We start from the raw sequence: 21,108 nt of genomic DNA, 5'->3' as shown, positions 1-21,108 counted from the left end.
AAGGAGGGTTTTATGATTAGAGGTATTTTTTTTGATGTTGATGGTACATTGATATCAAGAAAACGATCATATATAAGTGATAGTGTTATAGAAGTGTTAAAAAAACTTAGAGAACAAGGAATTAAGTTGTTTATTGCTACAGGACGTCATTATATTGAACTAGAAAAATTAGGAATAAATAAACAATTTACTTTTGATGGATATTTAACTTTGAATGGGGGATACTGTTTTAATCATAAAGAAGCGATTTACAGTAATCCAATTAATAAAGATGATGTTATTAGAATTGTTGAATATGCAATAGAACATAATTTGGCTTGTAGTTTTGTTGAAACTGATGATATGTATTTAAATAAAATTGATGATTTGGTTATTGAGGCACAAATATTTTTAAATACTTCTCTGCCACTGGTTAAGGATATAACTAGGGTATTAAATAATGATATTTATCAGATTGATCCTTTTGTAACATCAGATGAAATTAAAAATATTATGGCACTAACTAAACATTGTAAGTATACCCAATGGTATGAATATGGTTATGATGTTATACCTAAAGCAGGTGGTAAACATGAGGGGATAAAAGCAATGTTGGAATATTATGGATTTGATAAAAGTGAGATAATGGCGTTTGGTGATGGACATAATGATATTGAAATGTTGATGCTTGCAGGTATTGGAGTTTGTATGGGAAATGGACATAAGGAAGCAAAAAAAGTTAGTGATTTTATAACAAAAAGTGTTGATGAAGATGGAATTGTGACAGCGTTAGATTATTTTAGTTTAATTTAGATAAAAAATGTTTGTTAATTAAGGTTGTAATAATAGTTAGAGTTGTGTAAAATTAGATTAGTAGAGGAGTGGTTGTAATGAAAAAGATAATTCTAATAATTGTTACAACTTTATGTTTGGGCCTTGTGATTGCTTGTGGAGCACGTGATCAAGAAGTTAATTTGGAAAAAACAGGGAAAAAGTATAACACTGATGAGGGGGTTAGTTTTTACTATCCTAGTGATTTTGTAATTAATTTGAATTCTAAAGATACAAAAACAGTAGAATTTTCAAAGAATAATAATACATTGTATTTTATTGTTGTTGATGATAAAACTGATAATGTTGTAGAAGATAAAGATGAATTATATACAGGAGAACTTGAACAAAGCGGTGCTAATTCAATAGAAGTTTCAAGGCCGGCTTTAGATAGTGGTTTGAGTGTATATCAATATCTTTTTAATTATAGCGATACAGGAATTAAAATGATGGAAATCGTTTACTTTGGTGAGAATCATACATATATTTATGGCTATCGAGCTGCAAAAGATGATTTTGATGCTAATAAAAAAGATATGAGTGTTTATTTACAAAGTTTTTCAAAGTCAACAGGCAAATAAGTTGTATTTTAAGTTTTATTTTGTTAAGATAGTACATATATTTAAATTATAGATAAGTTAAGTAAATTATTAGAAATTTATAGAGATAGCTTGATGGTGGAAATGGCTAAATGGAAATGGTTGAAATGCCCTTATCTGAGTCTTTTGAAAAGAAAGAACGTGAACTAGCGTTAATGGTGATTTTAAAGCATCTATTATCAGGTGGAAGAACACAATATGTGTCCAGATAATATCATGCTTTTTTATTTATGGAGGTAACTATGAGATTATTTAATACTCTTACAAACAAAAAAGAAGAGTTTAAACCAATACGTGAAGGTGAAGTAAGTATTTATGTTTGTGGGCCAACAGTATATAACTATGTTCATATAGGAAATACTCGCCCAATGATTGTTTTTGATGTTTTACGAAGGATGTTTGAATATGTAGGATATAAAGTGGTTTTTGTATCAAACTTTACTGATGTAGATGATAAAATCATTAAAGCAGCAAAACAAGAAGGTGTTAGTGAAAAAGAATTAACTGATAAGTATATTAAAGCTTATGAAGATGTACGAAATGATTTGAATTTGTTGTTTCCTACTTATGCACCTCGAGTAACAAATACTATGGATGCGATAATTAGTTTTATTGATAGCTTAGTTAAAACTGGATATGCATATGAAGTTGATGGAGATGTGTATTTTAAGGTTTCAAAAATAAAAGAATATGGACAATTATCAGGAATTAAAATAGAGGATTTGGTTGCAGGTGCTAGTGAAAGAGTTGATGAAAATGATAAGAAAGAAGAATCAACTGATTTTGCATTATGGAAAAAAACTGATGAAGGAATTCAATTTGATAGTCCATGGTCTAAAGGACGTCCAGGATGGCATACTGAATGTGTTGTTATGATAAATGATATTTTTGAAGGTGGTAAAATTGATATTCATGGAGGAGGACAAGACTTAAAATTCCCACATCATGAAAATGAAATTGCTCAATCTATGGCTTGTCATCACCATCCTATTGCTCATACATGGATGCATAATCAAATGATTAATATTGATAATCAAAAGATGTCTAAATCTTTAGGAAATGTTGTTTGGGCTAAAGATATGATTCATGAGCTGGGATGTAATGTTTATAAATGGTTTATGTTATCAAGTCATTATCGTAATCCGTTGAATTTAACTGATGAAGTACTTGGTAGTGTGAAGAAAGAGGTTGCAAAGGTTGATAATGTAGTTAAATCAACATCTCTATATTTACAAACTAATGGTGTTTCAGGTGATGATTATTGTAAAGAAACAGTTGATACGATGGTTGAGGCGTTACAAGATGATTTAAATACATCACTTGCGTTAACACAAATTTTAAATCAGGTTAAATCTTTAAATCAGTTAATAAGAGCTAAAGAAAAAAATAATGAAACTATTTTAAGAAATTATAATACTCTTCTTAAAATGACAGCTGTAATTGGTTTTGTTTTTGAGTCACGGCAGTTAACAATGGAGGAATTAGAATTGTATCAAAACTGGTTAAGTGCTAAAGAAGCTAAAGATTTTGAAACAGCAGATAGGTTACGAATGGAATTAATTAAATGGGAGATTATTTAATGCGTCCAGAATTAATTAATGCAGCTGTTTTAGCGTATTTAGGAGATAGTGTTTTTGAAATGATGGTTAGAGATTATTTAGTTAAAGAAAGTGGACTAGTAAAACTTAATGATTTTCAAAAAGAAGCTATTAAGTATGTTTCGGCTTCATCACATGCAAAATTTATGCATGTGATGATGGATGAAGGATTTTTTAGTGATATAGAAATTGGTATATATAAACGAGGTCGCAATACTAAGGAAAGTAAAAAGGAAAATCTTGATCATATACATTCAACAGGTTTTGAAGCAATTATTGGGACTTTATATTTAGAAGAGAATTATGAAAGATTAGAAATGATTTTTAATCGTTATAAAGAATATGTAAATGGTAAATAAATTTGAGATAAATTTGAGACGAAAATAGGTGAAAAATATGAAACAATATATATATGGTAAAAACACAATATTAGAGGCTTTAAGGGGAGAGAAGAGTGTGTATACTGTGTATATCCAAAACAATTTAAAAGATAACAAGATTATTGAACTATGCAAAAGAAAAAAAGTACGTTTTGAATTGGTTGATAAGTCTGAATTTATCAAGAAATTAGGTAATGTAAAACATCAGGGGGTTATGGCAGAGGTAAAGGAATATCGTTATTATAGTATTGATGAGATACTTAACAGTATTCCTGAGGGAAAAACTCCACTGCTATTGATGCTTGATGGATTAGAAGATCCTCATAACTTGGGTGCAATATTGAGGACGTGTGATGCTTTGGGTGTTGATGGTGTGATAATTGGAAAGAATCGAAGCGTTGGCTTAAATGGAACAGTTGCTAAGGTGTCAACTGGTGCTATTGATTATGTAAAAGTTGCTCAAGTAACAAATCTTACTAGAACTTTAGAAGATTTGAAAAAACGTTCTTTTTGGATAGTGGGTTGTGATCTTGATCAATCGCAAGATTATCGACAAGTTGATTATAATTTGCCCTTAGTGATTGTTATAGGTTCTGAAGGTTTTGGAATATCTAGGCTGGTAAAAAAGAGTTGTGATTTTAATGTTGTTTTGCCAATGGTAGGACATGTTACATCTTTAAATGCGTCTGTAGCGACAGCAGTAATTTTATACCAGGTATACAATTCTCGTAATCCTTTATAAGCAGGAAGGAGGTAACCATGGATGGTTACGATATTGAAGAATTGTATTATTTGTATCGACAAGGTAGTCTTATTGCTGAGGCTCTTTTAATCAAATATTGTTATTGGCAAGTAGAGCTAATGTTACCTGCATATTATTTTTATAATGAAAATTATCGAAACGAAAGAGATGATTGTATTCAAGATGTTGTTATACGATGTGTTAAAAATTTGGATAGTTATCGGCCAGATAAGGGAATGTTAGTTAGAAGTTATTTGTCATTGATTATTAAGCGGGCGATTAGCTCTATTTTAGTTAGTCAAAAAAGAAAATTAATAAAGGAAAAAATTATTTGTTTTTCATTAAATAGTTATTGCAGTGAAGATTGTAAAATAAGTTATTTGGATGTTGTTAAAGATGATCGTATTGAATATCAACCTGATATTCAGGTATTACAGCAACAACATAAAAAAGATATTGAAAAGTATATTTTAGAAAAATGTTCACCTTTTGAACAATCTGTAATTAAAGGTCATGAATGTGGATATAAGGACATTGAATTAGCTAAAATATTAGAATTAGATGTTAAAAAGGTATATAATGCTAATTATCGAATTCAAAAAAAGATGTCTAAACTAAAATTAATTGACTAGTTGCTATATTTGTGATAAATTGTAATAGCGTAGAAATGAGCTGATTATATGAAACAAAAAGTAATTTTGGTTTGTAGTGAATGTTTATCAAGAAATTATACAATTACCAAAAATAGACGTGTAAATGTTGAAAGATTAGAATTAAACAAATATTGTAAAAAATGTGGGAAGCATACTCTGCATAAAGAAACGAAGTAGGAGGTATAGGCGTGAAATTTAAAGATTGGTTCAGTTTAAAAGGAATTCGTAGTGAAATTAAAAAAGTTAGTTGGTTAAGTAAGAAACAATTAGCACAGAACTCTGCAATTGTGTTGTTGTTCTGCTTTGTTTTAGGAGTGTATTTCTTTGCTGGTGATGCAATCATTGCATTTATTTTTAAAGCATTGGGGATGAACTAAGATGACTGGAATGAATGATGAAGGTAGACAATGGTATGTTGTCAATACGTATTCAGGTCATGAAAATAAGGTGAAAGAGAATTTGGAAAAACGTGTTGAATCAATGGGTTTACAAGACGTTTTGTTTCAAATTGTTATTCCTGAACATGTGGAAACAGAAATTAAAGATGGTAAAAAAATCAATAAAACAAAGAATATGTTTCCTGGATATGTCTTAGTCGAAATGATTATGACTGATGAAGCCTGGTATGTTGTACGTAATACATCTGGTGTAACTGGATTTATTGGTTCTTCAGGTGGGGGTGCAAAACCTTTTCCGCTTCAAAAAAGTGAATTAGATCCGATTTTGAAAAAGATGGGCTTGAGTAGTATAGGAGTTAGTATAGATTATCAAGTTGGTGATGAAGTGAATGTAATTAGTGGTCCTTTTGCTGGTAAAAGTGGTAAGGTTGAATCAATTGATACAGAAAAAGAAACTGCTAAAGTATTAATTGACTTTTTAGGGAATTTAACACCAATGGAAATTGAATTAGTTCAATTAGAAAAAGTAGATTTATAATTATGTCATGTTGTAAAACATGGCATTTTTGCATTTATGATGATAATTAGTAATAAAATTAAAGTATCTGAATCGAATAGTGAGAAGTATTAAGCAAACGAGTTGAGCCAATGCAGGAAAGTTCAAGAGTCAATCATAAAAATTTATTAGGAAATGATGAAAATAAATTTTTATTTAAAAAGAGTGTGAGAAGATAGATGAATGATTTTCTATCTGGTTTAATTTTAATAATATCTTCAAATAGTATATTTATTGTTACAAATGAAAAGTTCTGATTTGGTTATGGAAAGATGTTTTATAAATAAATCATTATTTAAATGTATAACAAGAATGATAGATTATTTATGATGATTTATTATTTGATAGAAAGGATTTATTTTAGCTGATAATAGTAAAATTATGTTAAAAATTAGGGATAAATACTTGTAAGTTTATGGGATTATGTTTATTGAAAAGAAAATGGGTAAAAATAGGATTATAAATTAAAATTTATCTCTTATAATAGTGGTTTTTATGTTTTATATATTAAACATCTTCTTTAATAATTTAAAAATAATTGATTAAATCAACCAAATTTGCATTAATTATTAATATATGTTATACTTCGAATGTACGTTTTAGATAGGAAGTGAGTTAATGAAAGAAAAACTTAACAAAAAATTGAATAGTTTTATTAATGAAAATATTATCAAACGGAAAGCAATGTTTATCCCAATCCTTGGGGTATCAGTATTTATGTTAGTAGGTTATGCCGCAGTCGATAAAGAATCTCCAATTATAGTTTCTAATCGAATTGAGGTTGCATATGGAGAAAAGTTAGATTTAAATGTTATTGATATTACAGATAATCATGATAAAAGAGATGAATTAATCGTTGATATTAAAGCTAATAATGTTAATGTAATGCAGTTAGGTACATATGAATTAACAGTTAGTGCTACTGATTGTTCATTAAACGAAACTACTAAAACAATTGCTGTTGAAGTAGTAGATGATGAGGCACCAGAATTTAAAATTGTTGGGGCTGATAAAGGTTATGTTGTTCAAGTTCCGATTAATGGAAGTAGTGATGTTACAAGTTATATCACAGCAATTGATAATGTTGATGGTGATGTATCACCGTTTATTGAAACTGATAAAGAATTAGATGCCACTAAACCTGGAATTCAAGATATCACATTGTCAGTAACTGATTCATCTGGGAATGTGAATGAAAAAATGTTTGAATTTGCTGTTTCTGATTTGACACCACCAAGTGTTGTTTTGACACAAGGTAAGGATATTGTTATTGATTATGGTAGTGAATTTAATCTAGATAATTACTTAGTAGCTAGTGATGATATGGGTACAGTAACTAATGTTGTTACTGGTACTGTTGATACTAGAAAAGAAAATGAAGTTCAAACTATAAAAGTTAGTACAAAAGATGAAGCTGAAAATGAAGTGGTTTCTATATTGAACTTCACTGTTAAGGATATCAGTGGTCCTCAAATTAATTTAACTACAACTAATACAGAAGTGGTTAAAGGAGATTCATTTGATCCTCGTTCATATTTAGTTTCTGCGATTGACAATAAAGATGGTGATGTTACAGCTAATGTTATGATTAGTAATATTGATACTAGTTCAACAGGTGATAAATCAGTAACTTACACTGTTGCTGATACATTAGGTAATAAGTCTGTTGCAACATTAAATGTCAAGGTTTATACACCAGGAACAAAAATTTTAGAAACTGCTTATACAAAATTAGGTAGTCCTTATGCATGGGGAGCTACTGGACCAAACTCATTTGACTGTTCTGGATTTACATCTTGGGTTTATCGTCAACATGGGATATCATTATCTAGAACTGCTCAGTCTCAATCTCAAGGAGGAACACCTGTTGAGCGTGGGGATCTTCAACCAGGGGATTTAGTTTTCTTTGGTTCTAGTGCAGGGCGTATTACTCATGTAGGAATTTATGTTGGGGATGGACAAATGGTACATTCACCTCAAACAGGTGATGTAGTAAAGGTATCTTCGCTTCATAAAAACTATGTTACAGCAAGAAGATATTTATAAAATTTATTATCGGGTATTAGATTTTAAGTCTAATACCTTTTTTATTTGTTTGAGAAAAATTAAGGCAATCAGGTTTTATAAATGATAAAAACTACACTTTTTTTAGTGTTTTAGTTTAGTTAAAATATATAAATTATATTTATAATGTTTATTAAGCACAATAAATTTCTTTATTGATAATTATATGTTAAAATGTTTATAGTAATAGGATTGTTACTTTAAGTAGGCAAGACCAAAAAGACACTAATAAATAAAGTCTTTTTTGTCTTGTTTTTTAGTGTTTTAAGAATTATCGATAAAGTAATGCTTATTTTGATTTTAAAATAAAGGTATTAGGAAAGGAAAAAGAAAAATGAATAACTATTTTAAAAAGATATGTGCGGGACAATTGGTTTTAACTATGGCATTATCTAATGTTGTTATGCCAGTAATAGCTACAACACCTGAAAATCCCAATTTTGCTTTAAATGCAAGTGTTGATGGCACAAATACAGAGGGACAAGGAAATACATATGATAAAGCTGTAGATGGTGATTATAGTACACGTTTGTCATCATCACGAAATACAAAACCAACTTTAGTGCTTGATTTAGGGGAAGAAAAAGCAATAAGCTTTATGAGGTTATTTTTAGAAGAAAGAAAAGATGGTCTTTTAAATAATGTTAAACGTTATAAAGTGATTTTTGCAACTGATGAAAATTTTACAGAGGGAAAGGCAAGTGTTGAAAGAACGCTTGATTCTAGTACATGTAGGGATGATGTATTATTATCGAAGACAATAGTTGCTCGTTATGTAAAATTAGAGGTGTTGGAAACACATAACGATTCTGTTTGGGATAATGCAGGGATTTGCGAATTTGAATTGTATGAAAAACCATTTAATTTATCACTTGGTGCGACAGCAACAGGTCAAAACACAGAAGGATATGGTAATACATATGATAAAGCAATAGATGGTGATTATACCACTAAGTTAGCATCTGGCAGGAATACAAAGCCTATATTAGATATTGATTTAGGGGAAGAAAAAGATATTAAGTATATTAGAATGTTTGCAGAGGATCGAAGAGATGCTCCAAAAAATAATATTCAGGAATATAAGGTTACTGTTTCAAAAGATGAAGTTTTTGATGAAAATGATCCATCAATTACTGAAACTATGGATAATGAAACTATTTTAAGTACACATCTATTTGATGAAAGTGTTAGTGGTCGTTATGTTAGAGTGGAAGTGACAAAAACTCATAAGAGTAGTGTTTGGGATAATGGAGGAATTGCTGAATTTGAGTTATATGATCATCCTTTTAGTGAAGTGACTCCAGAAACTGGTATTACTATTGACGATGTACGTCCAAGCTATGATGCAGAAATGAATAAAGTAGTGGTGCCAAAAGTGGCAGGATATACGATCGAAAATAATGGTGCTGATTTTGAACAAATAGTTGATAAAGATTTTAATGTCTTTAGACCGCTTTTAGATAAAGAAGTTAAAATATCATTAAAGATTAAAAATAATATTACTGGAGAAGAAAAGATAACTAGTGATTATTCTGTTATAATTCCAGGTATTTATGAATCAAATGTTGGAAATGAAAAACCAGTTGTCTCTCCAGAATTAGCAGAGTGGTATAGTGATAGTAATGAAAGTTTTGTTGCTACCCAAAGTAGTCGAATTGTAATTGATCCTGTATTTAAATCAGAATTAGAATACATGGCAAAAGAGTTTCAAAATGATTATAAAGATATTACAGGTCATGAAATTAATATAGTTTATAATGATAGTGCTAACCCTGGCGATTTTTACTTTACCTTAAATAGTACTGATAGTTTTATGGGTGATGAAGGATATTTTATTAATATAGATGATCAAGTAAATGTGTCAGCTACTAATAAATTAGGTGCTTATTGGTCTACAAGAACTATTTTACAAATATTGACTCAAAGTAATGATAAAAATGTTTTACCATATGGGCAAACAAGAGATTATCCAAAATATAAGGTTAGAGGATTTGTACTTGATGTAGCTCGTAAACCTTTTTCAATGGATATATTAAAAGATATTGCTAAAAATATGGCTTGGCATAAAATGAATGATTTTCAAGTTCATTTAAGTGATAACTATATTTGGTTAGAAGATTATGGAGTTCATGATACTGAAAATGAAGGGTTTAAAGCATATGATGCATTTAGATTAGAATCTAATGTTAAAAATGCTCAGGGTGAATCGGCAACTGCAAAGGATTATGCTTATTCAAAAGCAGAGTTTAAACAATTTATTGAGGATTCAAGAAAATTTGGGGTAAATATTGTACCTGAAATAGATATTCCTGCCCATGCAAATTCATTTACTAAAGTATTTCCAGAAATTATGGTGAAAGATCAGACTTCTTCAACAGCTGCAAGAAGACCTTTGATAGATCATATTGATATTAGTAAACCTGAAGCAATAGCAAAAGTTAAAGAAATATTTGATGAATATACAAATGGTGAAAACGCAACTTTTGATAGCCAAACAACAGTACATATTGGAGCAGATGAGTTTTTAGCAAATTATACTGCTTATCGTAATTTTATTAATGACTTTGTGCCACATGTAAAACAAACTAATCCGGTTAGAATGTGGGGAGGATTGACTTGGATCAAAGATAATCCTGAAACACAGATAAATAAGGATGCAATTGAAAATGTAGAATTGAATTTATGGTCACGTGATTGGGCTGATGGAATTGAAATGTATGATATGGGTTATAAAGTAATTAATACAATAGATACTTATATGTACATGGTGCCTAATGGTAGTGGAAATCAAGGATCATATAATGATTATTTAAATACTAATAATTTATTTAATAATTTTGAACCTAATGTTGTTAGTACTAAATCAGGATGGAAGAATATTCCAGCTGGTGATGATCAAACCTTAGGGGCAGCTTTTGCAATTTGGAATGATAATATTGATAAACGTGCTAGTGGTTTAAGTGAAGCTGATATGTATAAACGTTTTCAAGATGCGTTGCCAGTAATTGCGGAAAAAACATGGGCAAATGGTAAAGAAAAAGGAAGTTTGGCTAATGTTAAAGCTGCTAGTGATCAAGTAGGTTTAGCTCCTAACAGTAATCCGTTATTTGAAGAATCAAACGTAGATGGAGTTTATGCAAATTATACATTTGAAGAAAATGATGAATTAAATGATACTTCTGCTAATGATCGTGATTTATCTGATGCAACAAATGTTACATATACAAAAGGAAAAACTTCTAATGCAATTAAATTAGAGGGTGGAATCAGTTATGTTGAAACTCCACTTGATAAATTAGGTGATGGAAATGAATTATCATTTGATTTAAAATTAGAAGAAATAAAACCAGGACAAATTTTGTTTGAAACAGATAGTGCTTATGGTAGTCATGATATTCGTATTACTGAAAATGGTAAACTAGGTTTTACAAGAGAATTGTATAATTATGAATTTAATTATGAATTACCTTTAAATAAATGGACAAATTTAACAATTAAAACATCAGATTTAAAAACAGCATTATATGTAAATGGTGGATTTGTGGGTAATGCAACAGGACAATTTGTTCATAACGATATGGTTAAAAAGACAGGTATTACTAATAGTAGTTTTGCTTTATCATTAGATCGAATTGGTTCTAAAACAAATGCAATTAAAGGTAAAATAGATAATATTAAGATTGCTCGTAGTAATGAAGAAAAGGGTAAAATAGATAATGGTATTATAAGTGCATCAGCATCAACAGAAAACACTACTAATGGTGAAGTGATTGCTAATACATTAGATAATAATCCAAATACAATTTGGCATTCAGATTGGCATGATAGTTCAATAACATTACCTATTGAAGTAGTATTTACATTTGATACTCCAACAGAAGTAGCAAGATTGGATTATTTACCACGTCAAAATGGAATTAATGGTAATATTACAAAATTTGATTTATATATAACTGATGAAAATAACATTGAATCTAAAATTATTGAAAACTATACTTGGAATGGTGATAGCTCATTAAAAACAGTAAAATTTGATTCAAAAACTGTTAAATCAGTTCGTATGGTAATCACTGGTTCACACGGTGATACAGTCAATAAATTTGCTTCAGCTGCAGAATTTAGTTTCTTTGCATCTGTTGATGAAGAAAATAATGAAGTTGATAGAACAGTATTAATGGAATTAATTACAACAGTTAATCAATTAGATGAAAATGATTATACAGCATCATCATTTGATCAAGAAGTGATGGATGATTTGTTATCAAAAGCTGATGAAGTGATTAATAATGAAGCTGCTGGTGAAGACGATTTATTTGAAATCTGTAATCAAATTCAAAAATTCTTGAATGGTTTAGTAGAATGCGGAAATGTAAATGAATTAGATGCTTTGGTAAAAGATTACAGCAGTTTGGTAGAAAATGAATATACAGTAGATTCTTGGAATGTGTATAAACAAGTTCTTGATAATGCTATTGCAATCATTGCAGATAATAGTAATAGTTCTCAGGCAGATGTAGATAGAGTAAAAGATCAGTTAATTAATGCTAAAGAAAACTTAGTTAGAAAAGAAGAAACAACAGTTAATAAAACAGCACTATCAATCGCTATTGAAATGGCAGAAAGTGCTAGTTTGGAAAATGTTGTGCCAGTAGTAGTAGAAGAATTCAATGCAGCATTAGAAAATGCTCAAACAGTTAACGCAAATGCTAGTGCTACACAAGCTGAAGTAGATAATGCATTTACTAGATTAGCAAATGCAATGCATATGTTAGAATTCTTTAAAGGAAATAAAGAATTGTTACAAAAACTAGTAGATCAAATTAATAGTTTAGTAGAAGAACAATATATCCCATCTACATGGAGCACAATGCTACCAGCATTACAAGAAGCTAATGGGGTATTAGCAGATGAAAATGTAATGCAGGAAGAAGTAGATGAAGTATATACAGAATTAGTAAGAGCATTTATTAATTTAAGATTAAAACCAAATAAAGATTTATTAGCAGATTTAATCAACAAGGTAAATGGATTGAATAGTGCAAGTTATACAGCTAAAACATGGGCAGCAGTAACAAATGAAGTATTAAGTGCAAAAGCAGTATTAAATAATCCTGAGGCAACAAGGGAAGAGGTAGAAACTGTAGTATCAGCTCTAACAAAAGCATTAGCAGGATTGGAAGCAAGACCAGTAGAAACAATAAAATCTGGCGACACAACAGTAAGTGTAAAAACAGGTGATGATAGTGCAATTGGAGCAACTGCTGGATTAACAGTTCTAGGTTTAATTGGATTATTGTTTAATCGTAAAAAGACACGTAAAGAATAAATTTAATGAGATTAGTTATATTATTTATAGCTAATCTTTTTATTTTATTGATATAAGGATAATTGATAAATATAAGAACTTTTGTTATAATATATATGACGATAGTTGACATATGTGTTATTGGATAAAGGGGTGATAAAATGAAAGAGATTTTTAGCTGCTACAAAAGCGAAGGGACTAAACTTATTGAAATTTTAAATCAAAAAAAGAATGAAGGATATGTAGTAAGGGATTTAGAATTTGATGGAGGATTGCTGAGTGCTACTTTTGAAAGTTGTGATAAAGATTTTGTTTATTCAATTGATTATTCAAATCTATATAATAATAGTATCAGTAATGAAAATGAATATTTTGATATTGCTAGGTTAAATGGCTGGAAATTACAGTTTATAACTGAGGGAATGGGAATATGGATAAATGAGGATGTTGAAAATGCAGTACCATTTCTTTTGGAAGAAGAATATTTAAGGATGGAAAAAGAGGATTATCAAAAAAGAATGCGTTCAATTAAACGAACTGCAATATTTAATACTTTGTTATTGATTTTAGGATTATTTCACTTTATTTCGCAAGGCGGGCTTGATGTGTTTTATGGAATGCCATTTCTTGTGATATATTATTATTTGATATATGGTATAATACATAGTAAAGATAAGTGTCCAGAACTGGTGATTGTGTTTGTTAGTGAATGTTATGTATCATCAATGTATTTAGTATCAAAAATAGAATTTATATATGCAATGATAATTGAAATAATGTGTATTTTTGCTTGTTTTTTAATTTTAAAGAATAATTCATTGATATTAAAAAAAGTATTATTTAGATTATTTTTAATTTTTTGGATTATTTTATTTGTCTTACAACTTGTATTTGGAGGTTAAATTAAATGGCTAGAGAACAATATCAAAGATTAACAGAACCGATGTTTTATTTGTTGTTAACAGTAATTGAAGAAAATCATGGTTATGCAATGATGCAGGATATTCAAATGTTATCTCATAATCGGGTTAAAGTTGGAAATGGCACGATGTATAATTTGTTGGATCGTTTTATGAATGATGGAATCATAGAATTAACAGGTGTAGAAGCGAGAAAAAAATATTATAAGATAACGTCTAAGGGATTAGAATTATTAAAACAGGAACGTCGATTATTAAAACAGCAAATAGATGATTCTGATTTTTTGGAGAAATAAAAATGGTATATAAATCTTGCTGTTTTTATCCAACTGAGTATAAAAAAGTGTATCAATTTTTAGATAATATGAAACAGGAAGGGTATATTGTTAAATCAATTGATTTTAAAAAGGAAAAAGCAGAATTTATAAAAAGTTCTAGTGAATATGTCTATGGAATTGATTATTCAATGTTATATACACGTAATAGATGTTTTTTTGATAAAGATAATGAACGTTTTGATATAGCAAAACTTTCTGGCTGGAAGCTGCAGTGTTTTACTGATGGTATTGGTATATGGGTTCATGATGATGTTAAAGAATCAACACCTTTTTTTCTGGATGAAGAATATAAACAAATAGAGCAAAAGGATTATGATAATAATTTAAAATTGTATAAAAAATGGTTAGGAATAATTACGTTTTTGTTTGTTTTAACATTATTAATTTTTATCTTTGATAATCATTCTAAAAGCTTTTATTATCAATCAGTATTTTTAATATATATTATTGTTATAAGTGTTTGGAGGATTAAACATGAACAATTAATATCTGATCAGATATTAAAGGTTTTGTTTATTAATTATGCAGTGGCATTTTGTTTCAGTTATTTTCCATTTTATTTATCGATGTTTTTTGAATTAATAACGTTTCTTGTTTCAATTGATATAATTCGTGATGAATCTTTTATGTTGAAAAAAATCCAATATTTAAATATTTATAAAATAGTAATTATAATTATTACTTTATATTCTACTTTAGTGTATAAAATATAAGCTCATCTAATATAGGTGGGCTGTCATTTTTTTTAATGATCTTCATATATTAAATATTGGAGGAAGATAATGAATACATTTGAAATTATTAATATATTATATAATGATGCTCCAAAAGCATATGCTATTATTAAAGGAAATGGTGTAGAAGGAATGCTGCTAGTTTATAGTTATGATAAGGGAAGTGTGCTGGTTGTTGAGGCTCAGGGATTGCCAGATACTGATTGTAATCAGGGGGTTCATGGTTTGCATATCCATGAAGGTGCAACGTGTACAGGAACAAAAGAAAATCCTTTTAGTGATGCAGGGAGTCATTTTAGTATGAATGATTGTCCACATCCTTATCATAGTGGTGATCTGCCTCCTTTATTTTCGATGAATGGTCAAGCATGGATGAGTTTATATATTCAAAAATTTGTACCAGAGCAAATTATTGGAAGAACAATAATTATTCATGAAAGAGCTGATGATTTTACGACTCAGCCATCAGGAAATGCAGGTAAAATGATAGCATGTGGAGAAATAATTGAATTATACCAATAAACTAAGCCTAAATATATTTAACTTGTGTTACAATATATAAGCGGAGGTATTTTATGAGTAAATTATTATTTTTCGATATTGATGGAACTCTGATAGAATGTAATTTAGGTATATATTCAATTACTGATAGTACAAAACAAGCTTTAGATGAATTAAAACAAAATGGACATGATGTATTCTTAGCGACAGGACGATGTAAATGTTTTATTACAGATGGGGTAATGAGTTATCCGTTTAGTGGTTATGTAACATGTAATGGTGCTTATGTTGAATATAATGGACAATCTGTTTATAAAGCAATTATTCCTAGTGAAGCAATTAAGGCAACGATGAAGTTTTGTGAAGAACACAATTTTAACTATTATTTTGAAAGTACTGATTATATTTATGTTCGTGATAGTAGTGATAAAAAACACATTGAGTTTTGTAAAACCTGGGGTATGAAACCAGAAACAGTAATTGATAAATTTGACCCTGATGAAATTGAAACATATATTGGAATGATCGTGGTTAATCAAAAGGAAGATATCCCAATGATGGTAGAGGCATTAAGTCCTTATTTTGATGTTCAAAGGCACCAAAGTGATTGTTCGTTTGATTTGACTTTAAGAGGAGTTTCTAAAGCAGTTGGGATAAGTGAGCTGGTAAGAAAGTTAAATAAAGATATTAAAGATACGATTGCTTTTGGAGATGGACGAAATGATATTGAAATGTTAGAAGCGGTTGGTTTGGGCATTGCGATGGGAAATGCTGTTGTTGAAGCAAAAGCAGTAGCTGATTATGAAACTGCTCGAATTGAAGATGATGGTATACAGAAAGCTTTAAAGAAATTTGAGTTAATTTAGCAGCCAAGTGCTGCTTTTTATGTGTAAGTTATAGTTTTTTTATAAAATTGGTGATATGATAGGACTAAAATTATAAGATTGATATAAACTTAAATTAGGAAGGAGAATATATTAAAAAATATGTTAATACAGATAGCTTATTTAATTGGCGGTTTTATCCTGTTAATAAAGGGTGCCGATATATTTGTTGAAGGAGCTTCAAAGTTAGCTGCGAAATTAAATATTCCGCCAATTGTAATTGGACTTACAATTATAGCTTTTGGTACAAGTGCTCCAGAGGCTGCAATTTCAATTACTTCGGCGATGAGTGGTAATGTTGATTTAGCTATAGGAAATGTAATAGGTAGTAATATTATGAATGTTTTACTTATTTTAGGGATTTCTGGGTGTATAGCACAGTTAAAGGTAAATAATAATACATATCGATATGAAATTCCTTTTGTGATGGTAATAACGCTTATTTTATTAATGTTGGGGAAATTTGGAGGATCGGTTGATCGACTTGACGGAGTTATTTTATGGGCCTTGTTTTTATTGTTTTTATTTTATTTATATCGTCTTGTTAAAAGGGGGGAGGATGTTCCAATTGACGAAGTAGAGGAATTAGATGAAAAAGATACATTGTTTCGTTTGGGACTAATGATTATTTTAGGAATAGGAGCAATTGTAATAGGTAGTAATATGACAATTAATTCAGCAACATATATTGCAAAAGAAATTGGAATTAGTCAGAGACTAATAGGACTTACTATTATTGCATTTGGTACTTCTCTTCCAGAGCTGGTAACTTCAATGACAGCAGCATGGAAAGGAAAAAGTGATTTAGCAATAGGTAATATCATAGGTAGTAATATTTTTAATATTTTATTTGTGTTAGGAACAACTGCTTTAATATCACCTGCTCCAATAATATTTGAAAGTGGTTTTATTATAGATGGAATTGTAGCGATAGGGGCTTTATTTTTATTGTATACATTTATTGATAATAGATATTGTTTAAAGAAAAGCGGTGCTGTAATAATGTTGATAGGATATATAGCTTATTTTATAAGTGTTTTATAGAGGCTGATAATGATTAAATTAGGACATAGAGGTTATAGTGAAAAATATCCTGAAAATACAATGATTGCTTTTAAAAAAGCGATTGAAGGTAATTTTGATGGGATAGAAACAGATATTCATTTAACTAAAGATAACAAATTAGTATTGATTCATGATGAAAAAATAAATCGTACATCTAATGGAAAGGGATATGTTAAAGATTATACTTATAATGAACTTTGTAAGTTTAATTTTAATTATCACTTCAAAGATGTTGAAGCAAGAATTCCGTTATTAGAAGAATTGCTAGATTACTGTAGTGAAAAGGATGTTATATTAAATCTTGAGATTAAGACAGATAAGATTCATTATAAGAATATTGAGCAAATGACATATGATTTGGTTAAACAAAAGGGTTTATTGCAGAAAGTAATTTTTTCTTCATTTTATTTAGAAAGCTTATTAAAACTTAGAGAAATAGATAAGACATTATATTTAGGTTATTTATTTGAAGATAATTATGAAATAAATAAAGAAAAAGTATTTGAGTATAAATTTAATGCAGCTCATCCTAAGTATGTATTTTTAAATGAAAAAGAAATCAATGATTATCATAGTAAAGGGATAGATGTTAATACATGGACTGTTAATAATGATGAAATTAAAGATTTTTTATTTGAAGAAGGAGTTAAGGTAATAATTACTAATCGTGATATCTAAGATAAATTTTGTCTTAGATTTTTTTATAAAAGGGTTTAATTGGATGTTAGCGTTTTCATGTAAATGTAGGGTTTTTGTTGTGAAAATATGCACAATATTGCTTGTCTTTTTTGTTGATTTGGGTTACACTATCAATGGAAACAAATTAAATATTTCACAATGAATTGGAGGAAGAAATAATGGCAGAAAAAAAAGCTGTTAACAAAGTAGTTGAACCAACTAATGAAGAAATTGATGCTCATGTTGATCAACTAGTTGCAAAAGCTCAAATAGCTTTATCAAAATTTGAAGAATTTACTCAAGAACAAGTAGATTACATTGTAGCTAAATGTTCTGTAGCTGGACTAGATGCTCATGGTACATTAGCTGAAGCGGCAGTAAATGAAACTGGACGTGGTGTATTTGAAGATAAAGCAGTTAAAAACTTATTTGCTTGTGAATATGTAACAAGCAATTTACGTCACTTAAAAACTGTAGGGATTATTAATGAAGATCCACTTTTAGGTATAACTGAAATTGCTGAACCAGTTGGTGTTGTATGTGGTATTGTTCCAACAACTAATCCAACTTCTACAGTAATTTTTAAATCATTGATTTGTTTAAAAACAAGAAATCCAATCATTTTCTCATTCCATCCTAGTGCACATGCATGTTCTGTAATGGCTGCTGTAGTTATTAGAGATGCTGCAATTGCTGCTGGAGCTCCAGAGGATTGTATTCAATGGTTAGATTTAAAATCAATGTATGCAACTACTGCATTAATGAAACATCCAGGTGTTGCTACTATCTTAGCAACTGGTGGTAATGCAATGGTAGCTGCTGCTTACTCTTGTGGAAAACCTGCATTAGGTGTAGGGGCTGGTAACGTTCCTGCTTATGTAGAAAAAACTTGTGTATTACCAAGAGCTGTAAATGATATTGTATTATCAAAATCTTTTGACAATGGTATGATTTGTGCTTCTGAGCAAGCTGTTATTGTTGATGCTGAAATCTATGATGCTTTCATGAAAGAAATCAAAAGATTTAAAGTATACTTTGTAAATAAAGATGAAAAAGCTAAATTAGAACAATTTATGTTTGGAGCAGTATCATATAGTGATAATGTTAATGCTGCTAAGTTAAATCCAAATGTAGTTGGTAAACCTGCAACTTGGATCGCTGAACAAGCTGGATTCAAGGTACCAGAAGATACTCAGATTATTTGTGCAGAATGTAAAGAAGTTGGTCCTAATGAGCCATTAACAAGAGAAAAATTATCTCCTGTATTAGCTGTGTTAAAAGCTACAAGTACAGAAGATGGTATCTTAAAAGCAACTCAAATGGTTGAATTTAATGGTTTAGGTCACTCTGCTGCAATTCATACAGAAGATCATGAAATTTCTAAAAAATTCGGACATGCTTGTAAAGCAATCCGTATTATCGAAAACGCTCCATCTACATTCGGTGGTATTGGTTCTGTTTACAATGCATTTATTCCATCATTAACATTAGGTTGTGGTTCTTACGGACATAACTCTGTATCTAATAACGTAAGTGCTGTTAACTTAATCAATATTAAGAGAATAGGGAGACGTAATAACAATATGCAATGGGTTAAACTTCCTCCAAAAATTTATTTCGAAAAAAATTCGATTAAATATTTAAGAGATATGAAAATTATGGAAAAAGCCATGATTGTTACAGATAGAGGTATGTACAATCTTGGTTATGTAGAAAAAATTGAAGATGTAATTAGAAGAAGAAGAAATCAAGTAGATTTAGAATTATTCTTTGATGTTGAACCAGATCCAAGTTTCGATACAGTTCAAGCTGGTCTTGAATTAATGAATAAATTCCAACCTGATACAATCATTGCATTAGGTGGAGGATCTTCAATGGATGCAGCAAAAGTTATGTGGTTATTATATGAAAACCCAGAAGTTTGCTTCGATGATATTAAACAAAAATTCATGGATATTAGAAAACGTGCTTTCAAATTCCCTGAATTAGGAAAGAAAGCTAAATTAATCTGTATCCCAACAACTTCAGGTACAGGTTCAGAAGTTACACCATTCTCAGTTATTACTGATAAATCTTGTAACAAAAAATATCCTTTAACTGACTATGCTTTAACTCCAACAGTAGCAATTGTTGACCCTGAATTTGTTATGTCTTTACCTGCAAGTATTGCAGCTGATACAGGGATTGACGTATTAACTCATGCAGTTGAAGCTTATGTATCTATCTTAGCTTCTGATTTCACTGATGGATGGGCTAAACAAGCTATTAAATTAGTATTTGATTACTTAGAAGAATCAGTTAAAGAAGGAACTCCTTTAGCTAGAGAAAAAATGCATAATGCTGCTACAATTGCAGGTATGGCATTTGCTAATGCTTTCTTAGGTATGAACCACTCATTAGCTCATAAAATTGGTGGAGAATTCCATGTACCACATGGACGTACAAATGGTATCTTATTACCACATGTAATTAAATATAATGGAACTATCCCAACTAAATTAAATATTTGGCCAAAAATTGAAAATTATAAAGCTGATGTTAAATATATGGAATTAGCTCAATTAATCGGGTTAAATCCAAAAACTCCTGCAGAAGGTGTTCAAATGTTTGCTGATGCTTGTGAAGAATTATGTCATAAAGTAGGATTAGCTTCTAATATTGAATCTCAAGGAATTGATAAAAAAGAATGGGATGAAGCAATTCACAGAATGGCTATGAATGCTTATGAAGATCAATGTACTCCAGCAAACCCAAGAATGCCAATGGTACATGATATGGAAGCAATTTTAAGAACTATTTGGGATTACAAAAATAAATTTGATAAATAATTTTTATAATCAAGGAGACAACTCATTATGAGTAGTCTCTTTTTTTGCTATGTGA

Annotated in this window: 19 protein-coding genes; all 19 read left to right on the top strand. The window is 29.6% G+C overall.

Annotation, left to right across the window (positions count from 1 at the left end; genetic code table 11):
- The first annotated feature begins 12 nt into the window (after positions 1–12).
- The 19 genes from BMW96_RS01625 (at position 13) to adhE (ending at position 21,053) form a co-directional block, all read left to right on the top strand.
- The gene (locus BMW96_RS01625) at positions 13–792 is read left to right on the top strand and encodes a Cof-type HAD-IIB family hydrolase (RefSeq protein WP_092351842.1); all 780 of its coding nucleotides are present in this window, start codon (positions 13–15) and stop codon (positions 790–792) included.
- A 77-nt stretch (positions 793–869) separates the two neighbouring features.
- Entirely contained in the window at positions 870–1,391 is a 522-nt protein-coding gene (locus BMW96_RS01620; protein WP_092351840.1) for a hypothetical protein, read from the top strand.
- A 260-nt stretch (positions 1,392–1,651) separates the two neighbouring features.
- The gene (gene cysS / locus BMW96_RS01615) at positions 1,652–2,989 is read left to right on the top strand and encodes a cysteine--tRNA ligase (RefSeq protein ID WP_092351838.1); all 1,338 of its coding nucleotides are present in this window, start codon (positions 1,652–1,654) and stop codon (positions 2,987–2,989) included.
- Positions 2,989–3,366, top strand: a complete 378-nt coding sequence (locus tag BMW96_RS01610; RefSeq protein ID WP_092351835.1) for a Mini-ribonuclease 3 — start codon at positions 2,989–2,991, stop codon at positions 3,364–3,366. The genes cysS and BMW96_RS01610 overlap by 1 nt, the downstream gene beginning before the upstream one ends.
- A gap of 37 nt (positions 3,367–3,403) precedes the next feature.
- Positions 3,404–4,129 (top strand): 23S rRNA (guanosine(2251)-2'-O)-methyltransferase RlmB, encoded by a 726-nt coding sequence (rlmB, locus tag BMW96_RS01605; protein ID WP_092351833.1) that lies wholly within the window; start codon positions 3,404–3,406, stop codon positions 4,127–4,129.
- Positions 4,130–4,146: 17 nt separating this feature from the next.
- Positions 4,147–4,761, top strand: coding sequence for a sigma-70 family RNA polymerase sigma factor (locus tag BMW96_RS01600; protein ID WP_092351831.1), 615 nt, complete (start codon positions 4,147–4,149; stop codon positions 4,759–4,761).
- A gap of 48 nt (positions 4,762–4,809) precedes the next feature.
- The gene (rpmG, locus tag BMW96_RS01595) at positions 4,810–4,959 is read left to right on the top strand and encodes a 50S ribosomal protein L33 (protein ID WP_092351829.1); all 150 of its coding nucleotides are present in this window, start codon (positions 4,810–4,812) and stop codon (positions 4,957–4,959) included.
- Positions 4,960–4,970: 11 nt separating this feature from the next.
- Positions 4,971–5,159 (top strand): preprotein translocase subunit SecE, encoded by a 189-nt coding sequence (secE, locus tag BMW96_RS01590; RefSeq protein WP_092351827.1) that lies wholly within the window; start codon positions 4,971–4,973, stop codon positions 5,157–5,159.
- Position 5,160: 1 nt separating this feature from the next.
- Entirely contained in the window at positions 5,161–5,718 is a 558-nt protein-coding gene (nusG, locus tag BMW96_RS01585; protein ID WP_092351825.1) for a transcription termination/antitermination protein NusG, read from the top strand.
- Between the two features lie 636 nt (positions 5,719–6,354).
- Entirely contained in the window at positions 6,355–7,782 is a 1,428-nt protein-coding gene (locus tag BMW96_RS01580) for a C40 family peptidase (protein WP_092351823.1), read from the top strand.
- A gap of 352 nt (positions 7,783–8,134) precedes the next feature.
- Positions 8,135–13,126: a discoidin domain-containing protein gene (locus BMW96_RS01575; protein WP_092351821.1), complete on the top strand. Its 4,992-nt coding sequence runs from the start codon at positions 8,135–8,137 to the stop codon at positions 13,124–13,126.
- 140 nt (positions 13,127–13,266) lie between these two features.
- Positions 13,267–14,007, top strand: a complete 741-nt coding sequence (locus tag BMW96_RS01570) for a hypothetical protein (protein ID WP_092351819.1) — start codon at positions 13,267–13,269, stop codon at positions 14,005–14,007.
- Positions 14,008–14,012: 5 nt separating this feature from the next.
- Complete coding sequence (locus BMW96_RS01565; RefSeq protein WP_092351817.1) at positions 14,013–14,321, top strand: PadR family transcriptional regulator; 309 nt, start codon at positions 14,013–14,015, stop codon at positions 14,319–14,321.
- A gap of 2 nt (positions 14,322–14,323) precedes the next feature.
- Positions 14,324–15,076 (top strand): hypothetical protein, encoded by a 753-nt coding sequence (locus tag BMW96_RS01560; protein WP_092351815.1) that lies wholly within the window; start codon positions 14,324–14,326, stop codon positions 15,074–15,076.
- Between the two features lie 69 nt (positions 15,077–15,145).
- Positions 15,146–15,619, top strand: a complete 474-nt coding sequence (locus BMW96_RS01555) for a superoxide dismutase family protein (protein WP_092351813.1) — start codon at positions 15,146–15,148, stop codon at positions 15,617–15,619.
- A 53-nt stretch (positions 15,620–15,672) separates the two neighbouring features.
- On the top strand, positions 15,673–16,464 hold the full coding sequence (locus BMW96_RS01550) for a Cof-type HAD-IIB family hydrolase (protein WP_092351811.1): 792 nt from the start codon (positions 15,673–15,675) through the stop codon (positions 16,462–16,464).
- A 120-nt stretch (positions 16,465–16,584) separates the two neighbouring features.
- Entirely contained in the window at positions 16,585–17,526 is a 942-nt protein-coding gene (locus BMW96_RS01545; protein WP_092351809.1) for a calcium/sodium antiporter, read from the top strand.
- A 9-nt stretch (positions 17,527–17,535) separates the two neighbouring features.
- Complete coding sequence (locus BMW96_RS01540) at positions 17,536–18,225, top strand: glycerophosphodiester phosphodiesterase (RefSeq protein WP_092351807.1); 690 nt, start codon at positions 17,536–17,538, stop codon at positions 18,223–18,225.
- A gap of 179 nt (positions 18,226–18,404) precedes the next feature.
- The gene (adhE, locus tag BMW96_RS01535) at positions 18,405–21,053 is read left to right on the top strand and encodes a bifunctional acetaldehyde-CoA/alcohol dehydrogenase (RefSeq protein ID WP_092351805.1); all 2,649 of its coding nucleotides are present in this window, start codon (positions 18,405–18,407) and stop codon (positions 21,051–21,053) included.
- Positions 21,054–21,108: the final 55 nt, after the last annotated feature.

Origin of the sequence: Thomasclavelia cocleata, assembly GCF_900102365.1 — a bacterium.
Classification (GTDB): Bacteria; Bacillota_I; Bacilli_A; order Erysipelotrichales; family Coprobacillaceae; genus Thomasclavelia; species Thomasclavelia cocleata.
The sequence above is the reverse complement of the archived record's forward strand: the minus strand, read 5'-3'. Positions and strand labels throughout refer to the sequence as shown.

What these genes read in the sequence shown, in the direction of transcription:
- BMW96_RS01625 (WP_092351842.1), top strand. Translation starts at nt 13, where the DNA reads ATGATTAGAGGTATTTTTTTTGATGTTGATGGTACATTGATATCAAGA.
- BMW96_RS01620 (WP_092351840.1), top strand. Translation starts at nt 870, where the DNA reads ATGAAAAAGATAATTCTAATAATTGTTACAACTTTATGTTTGGGCCTT.
- cysS (WP_092351838.1), top strand. Translation starts at nt 1,652, where the DNA reads ATGAGATTATTTAATACTCTTACAAACAAAAAAGAAGAGTTTAAACCA.
- BMW96_RS01610 (WP_092351835.1), top strand. Translation starts at nt 2,989, where the DNA reads ATGCGTCCAGAATTAATTAATGCAGCTGTTTTAGCGTATTTAGGAGAT.
- rlmB (WP_092351833.1), top strand. Translation starts at nt 3,404, where the DNA reads ATGAAACAATATATATATGGTAAAAACACAATATTAGAGGCTTTAAGG.
- BMW96_RS01600 (WP_092351831.1), top strand. Translation starts at nt 4,147, where the DNA reads ATGGATGGTTACGATATTGAAGAATTGTATTATTTGTATCGACAAGGT.
- rpmG (WP_092351829.1), top strand. Translation starts at nt 4,810, where the DNA reads ATGAAACAAAAAGTAATTTTGGTTTGTAGTGAATGTTTATCAAGAAAT.
- nusG (WP_092351825.1), top strand. Translation starts at nt 5,161, where the DNA reads ATGACTGGAATGAATGATGAAGGTAGACAATGGTATGTTGTCAATACG.
- BMW96_RS01580 (WP_092351823.1), top strand. Translation starts at nt 6,355, where the DNA reads ATGAAAGAAAAACTTAACAAAAAATTGAATAGTTTTATTAATGAAAAT.
- BMW96_RS01575 (WP_092351821.1), top strand. Translation starts at nt 8,135, where the DNA reads ATGAATAACTATTTTAAAAAGATATGTGCGGGACAATTGGTTTTAACT.
- BMW96_RS01570 (WP_092351819.1), top strand. Translation starts at nt 13,267, where the DNA reads ATGAAAGAGATTTTTAGCTGCTACAAAAGCGAAGGGACTAAACTTATT.
- BMW96_RS01565 (WP_092351817.1), top strand. Translation starts at nt 14,013, where the DNA reads ATGGCTAGAGAACAATATCAAAGATTAACAGAACCGATGTTTTATTTG.
- BMW96_RS01560 (WP_092351815.1), top strand. Translation starts at nt 14,324, where the DNA reads ATGGTATATAAATCTTGCTGTTTTTATCCAACTGAGTATAAAAAAGTG.
- BMW96_RS01555 (WP_092351813.1), top strand. Translation starts at nt 15,146, where the DNA reads ATGAATACATTTGAAATTATTAATATATTATATAATGATGCTCCAAAA.
- BMW96_RS01550 (WP_092351811.1), top strand. Translation starts at nt 15,673, where the DNA reads ATGAGTAAATTATTATTTTTCGATATTGATGGAACTCTGATAGAATGT.
- BMW96_RS01545 (WP_092351809.1), top strand. Translation starts at nt 16,585, where the DNA reads ATGTTAATACAGATAGCTTATTTAATTGGCGGTTTTATCCTGTTAATA.
- BMW96_RS01540 (WP_092351807.1), top strand. Translation starts at nt 17,536, where the DNA reads ATGATTAAATTAGGACATAGAGGTTATAGTGAAAAATATCCTGAAAAT.
- adhE (WP_092351805.1), top strand. Translation starts at nt 18,405, where the DNA reads ATGGCAGAAAAAAAAGCTGTTAACAAAGTAGTTGAACCAACTAATGAA.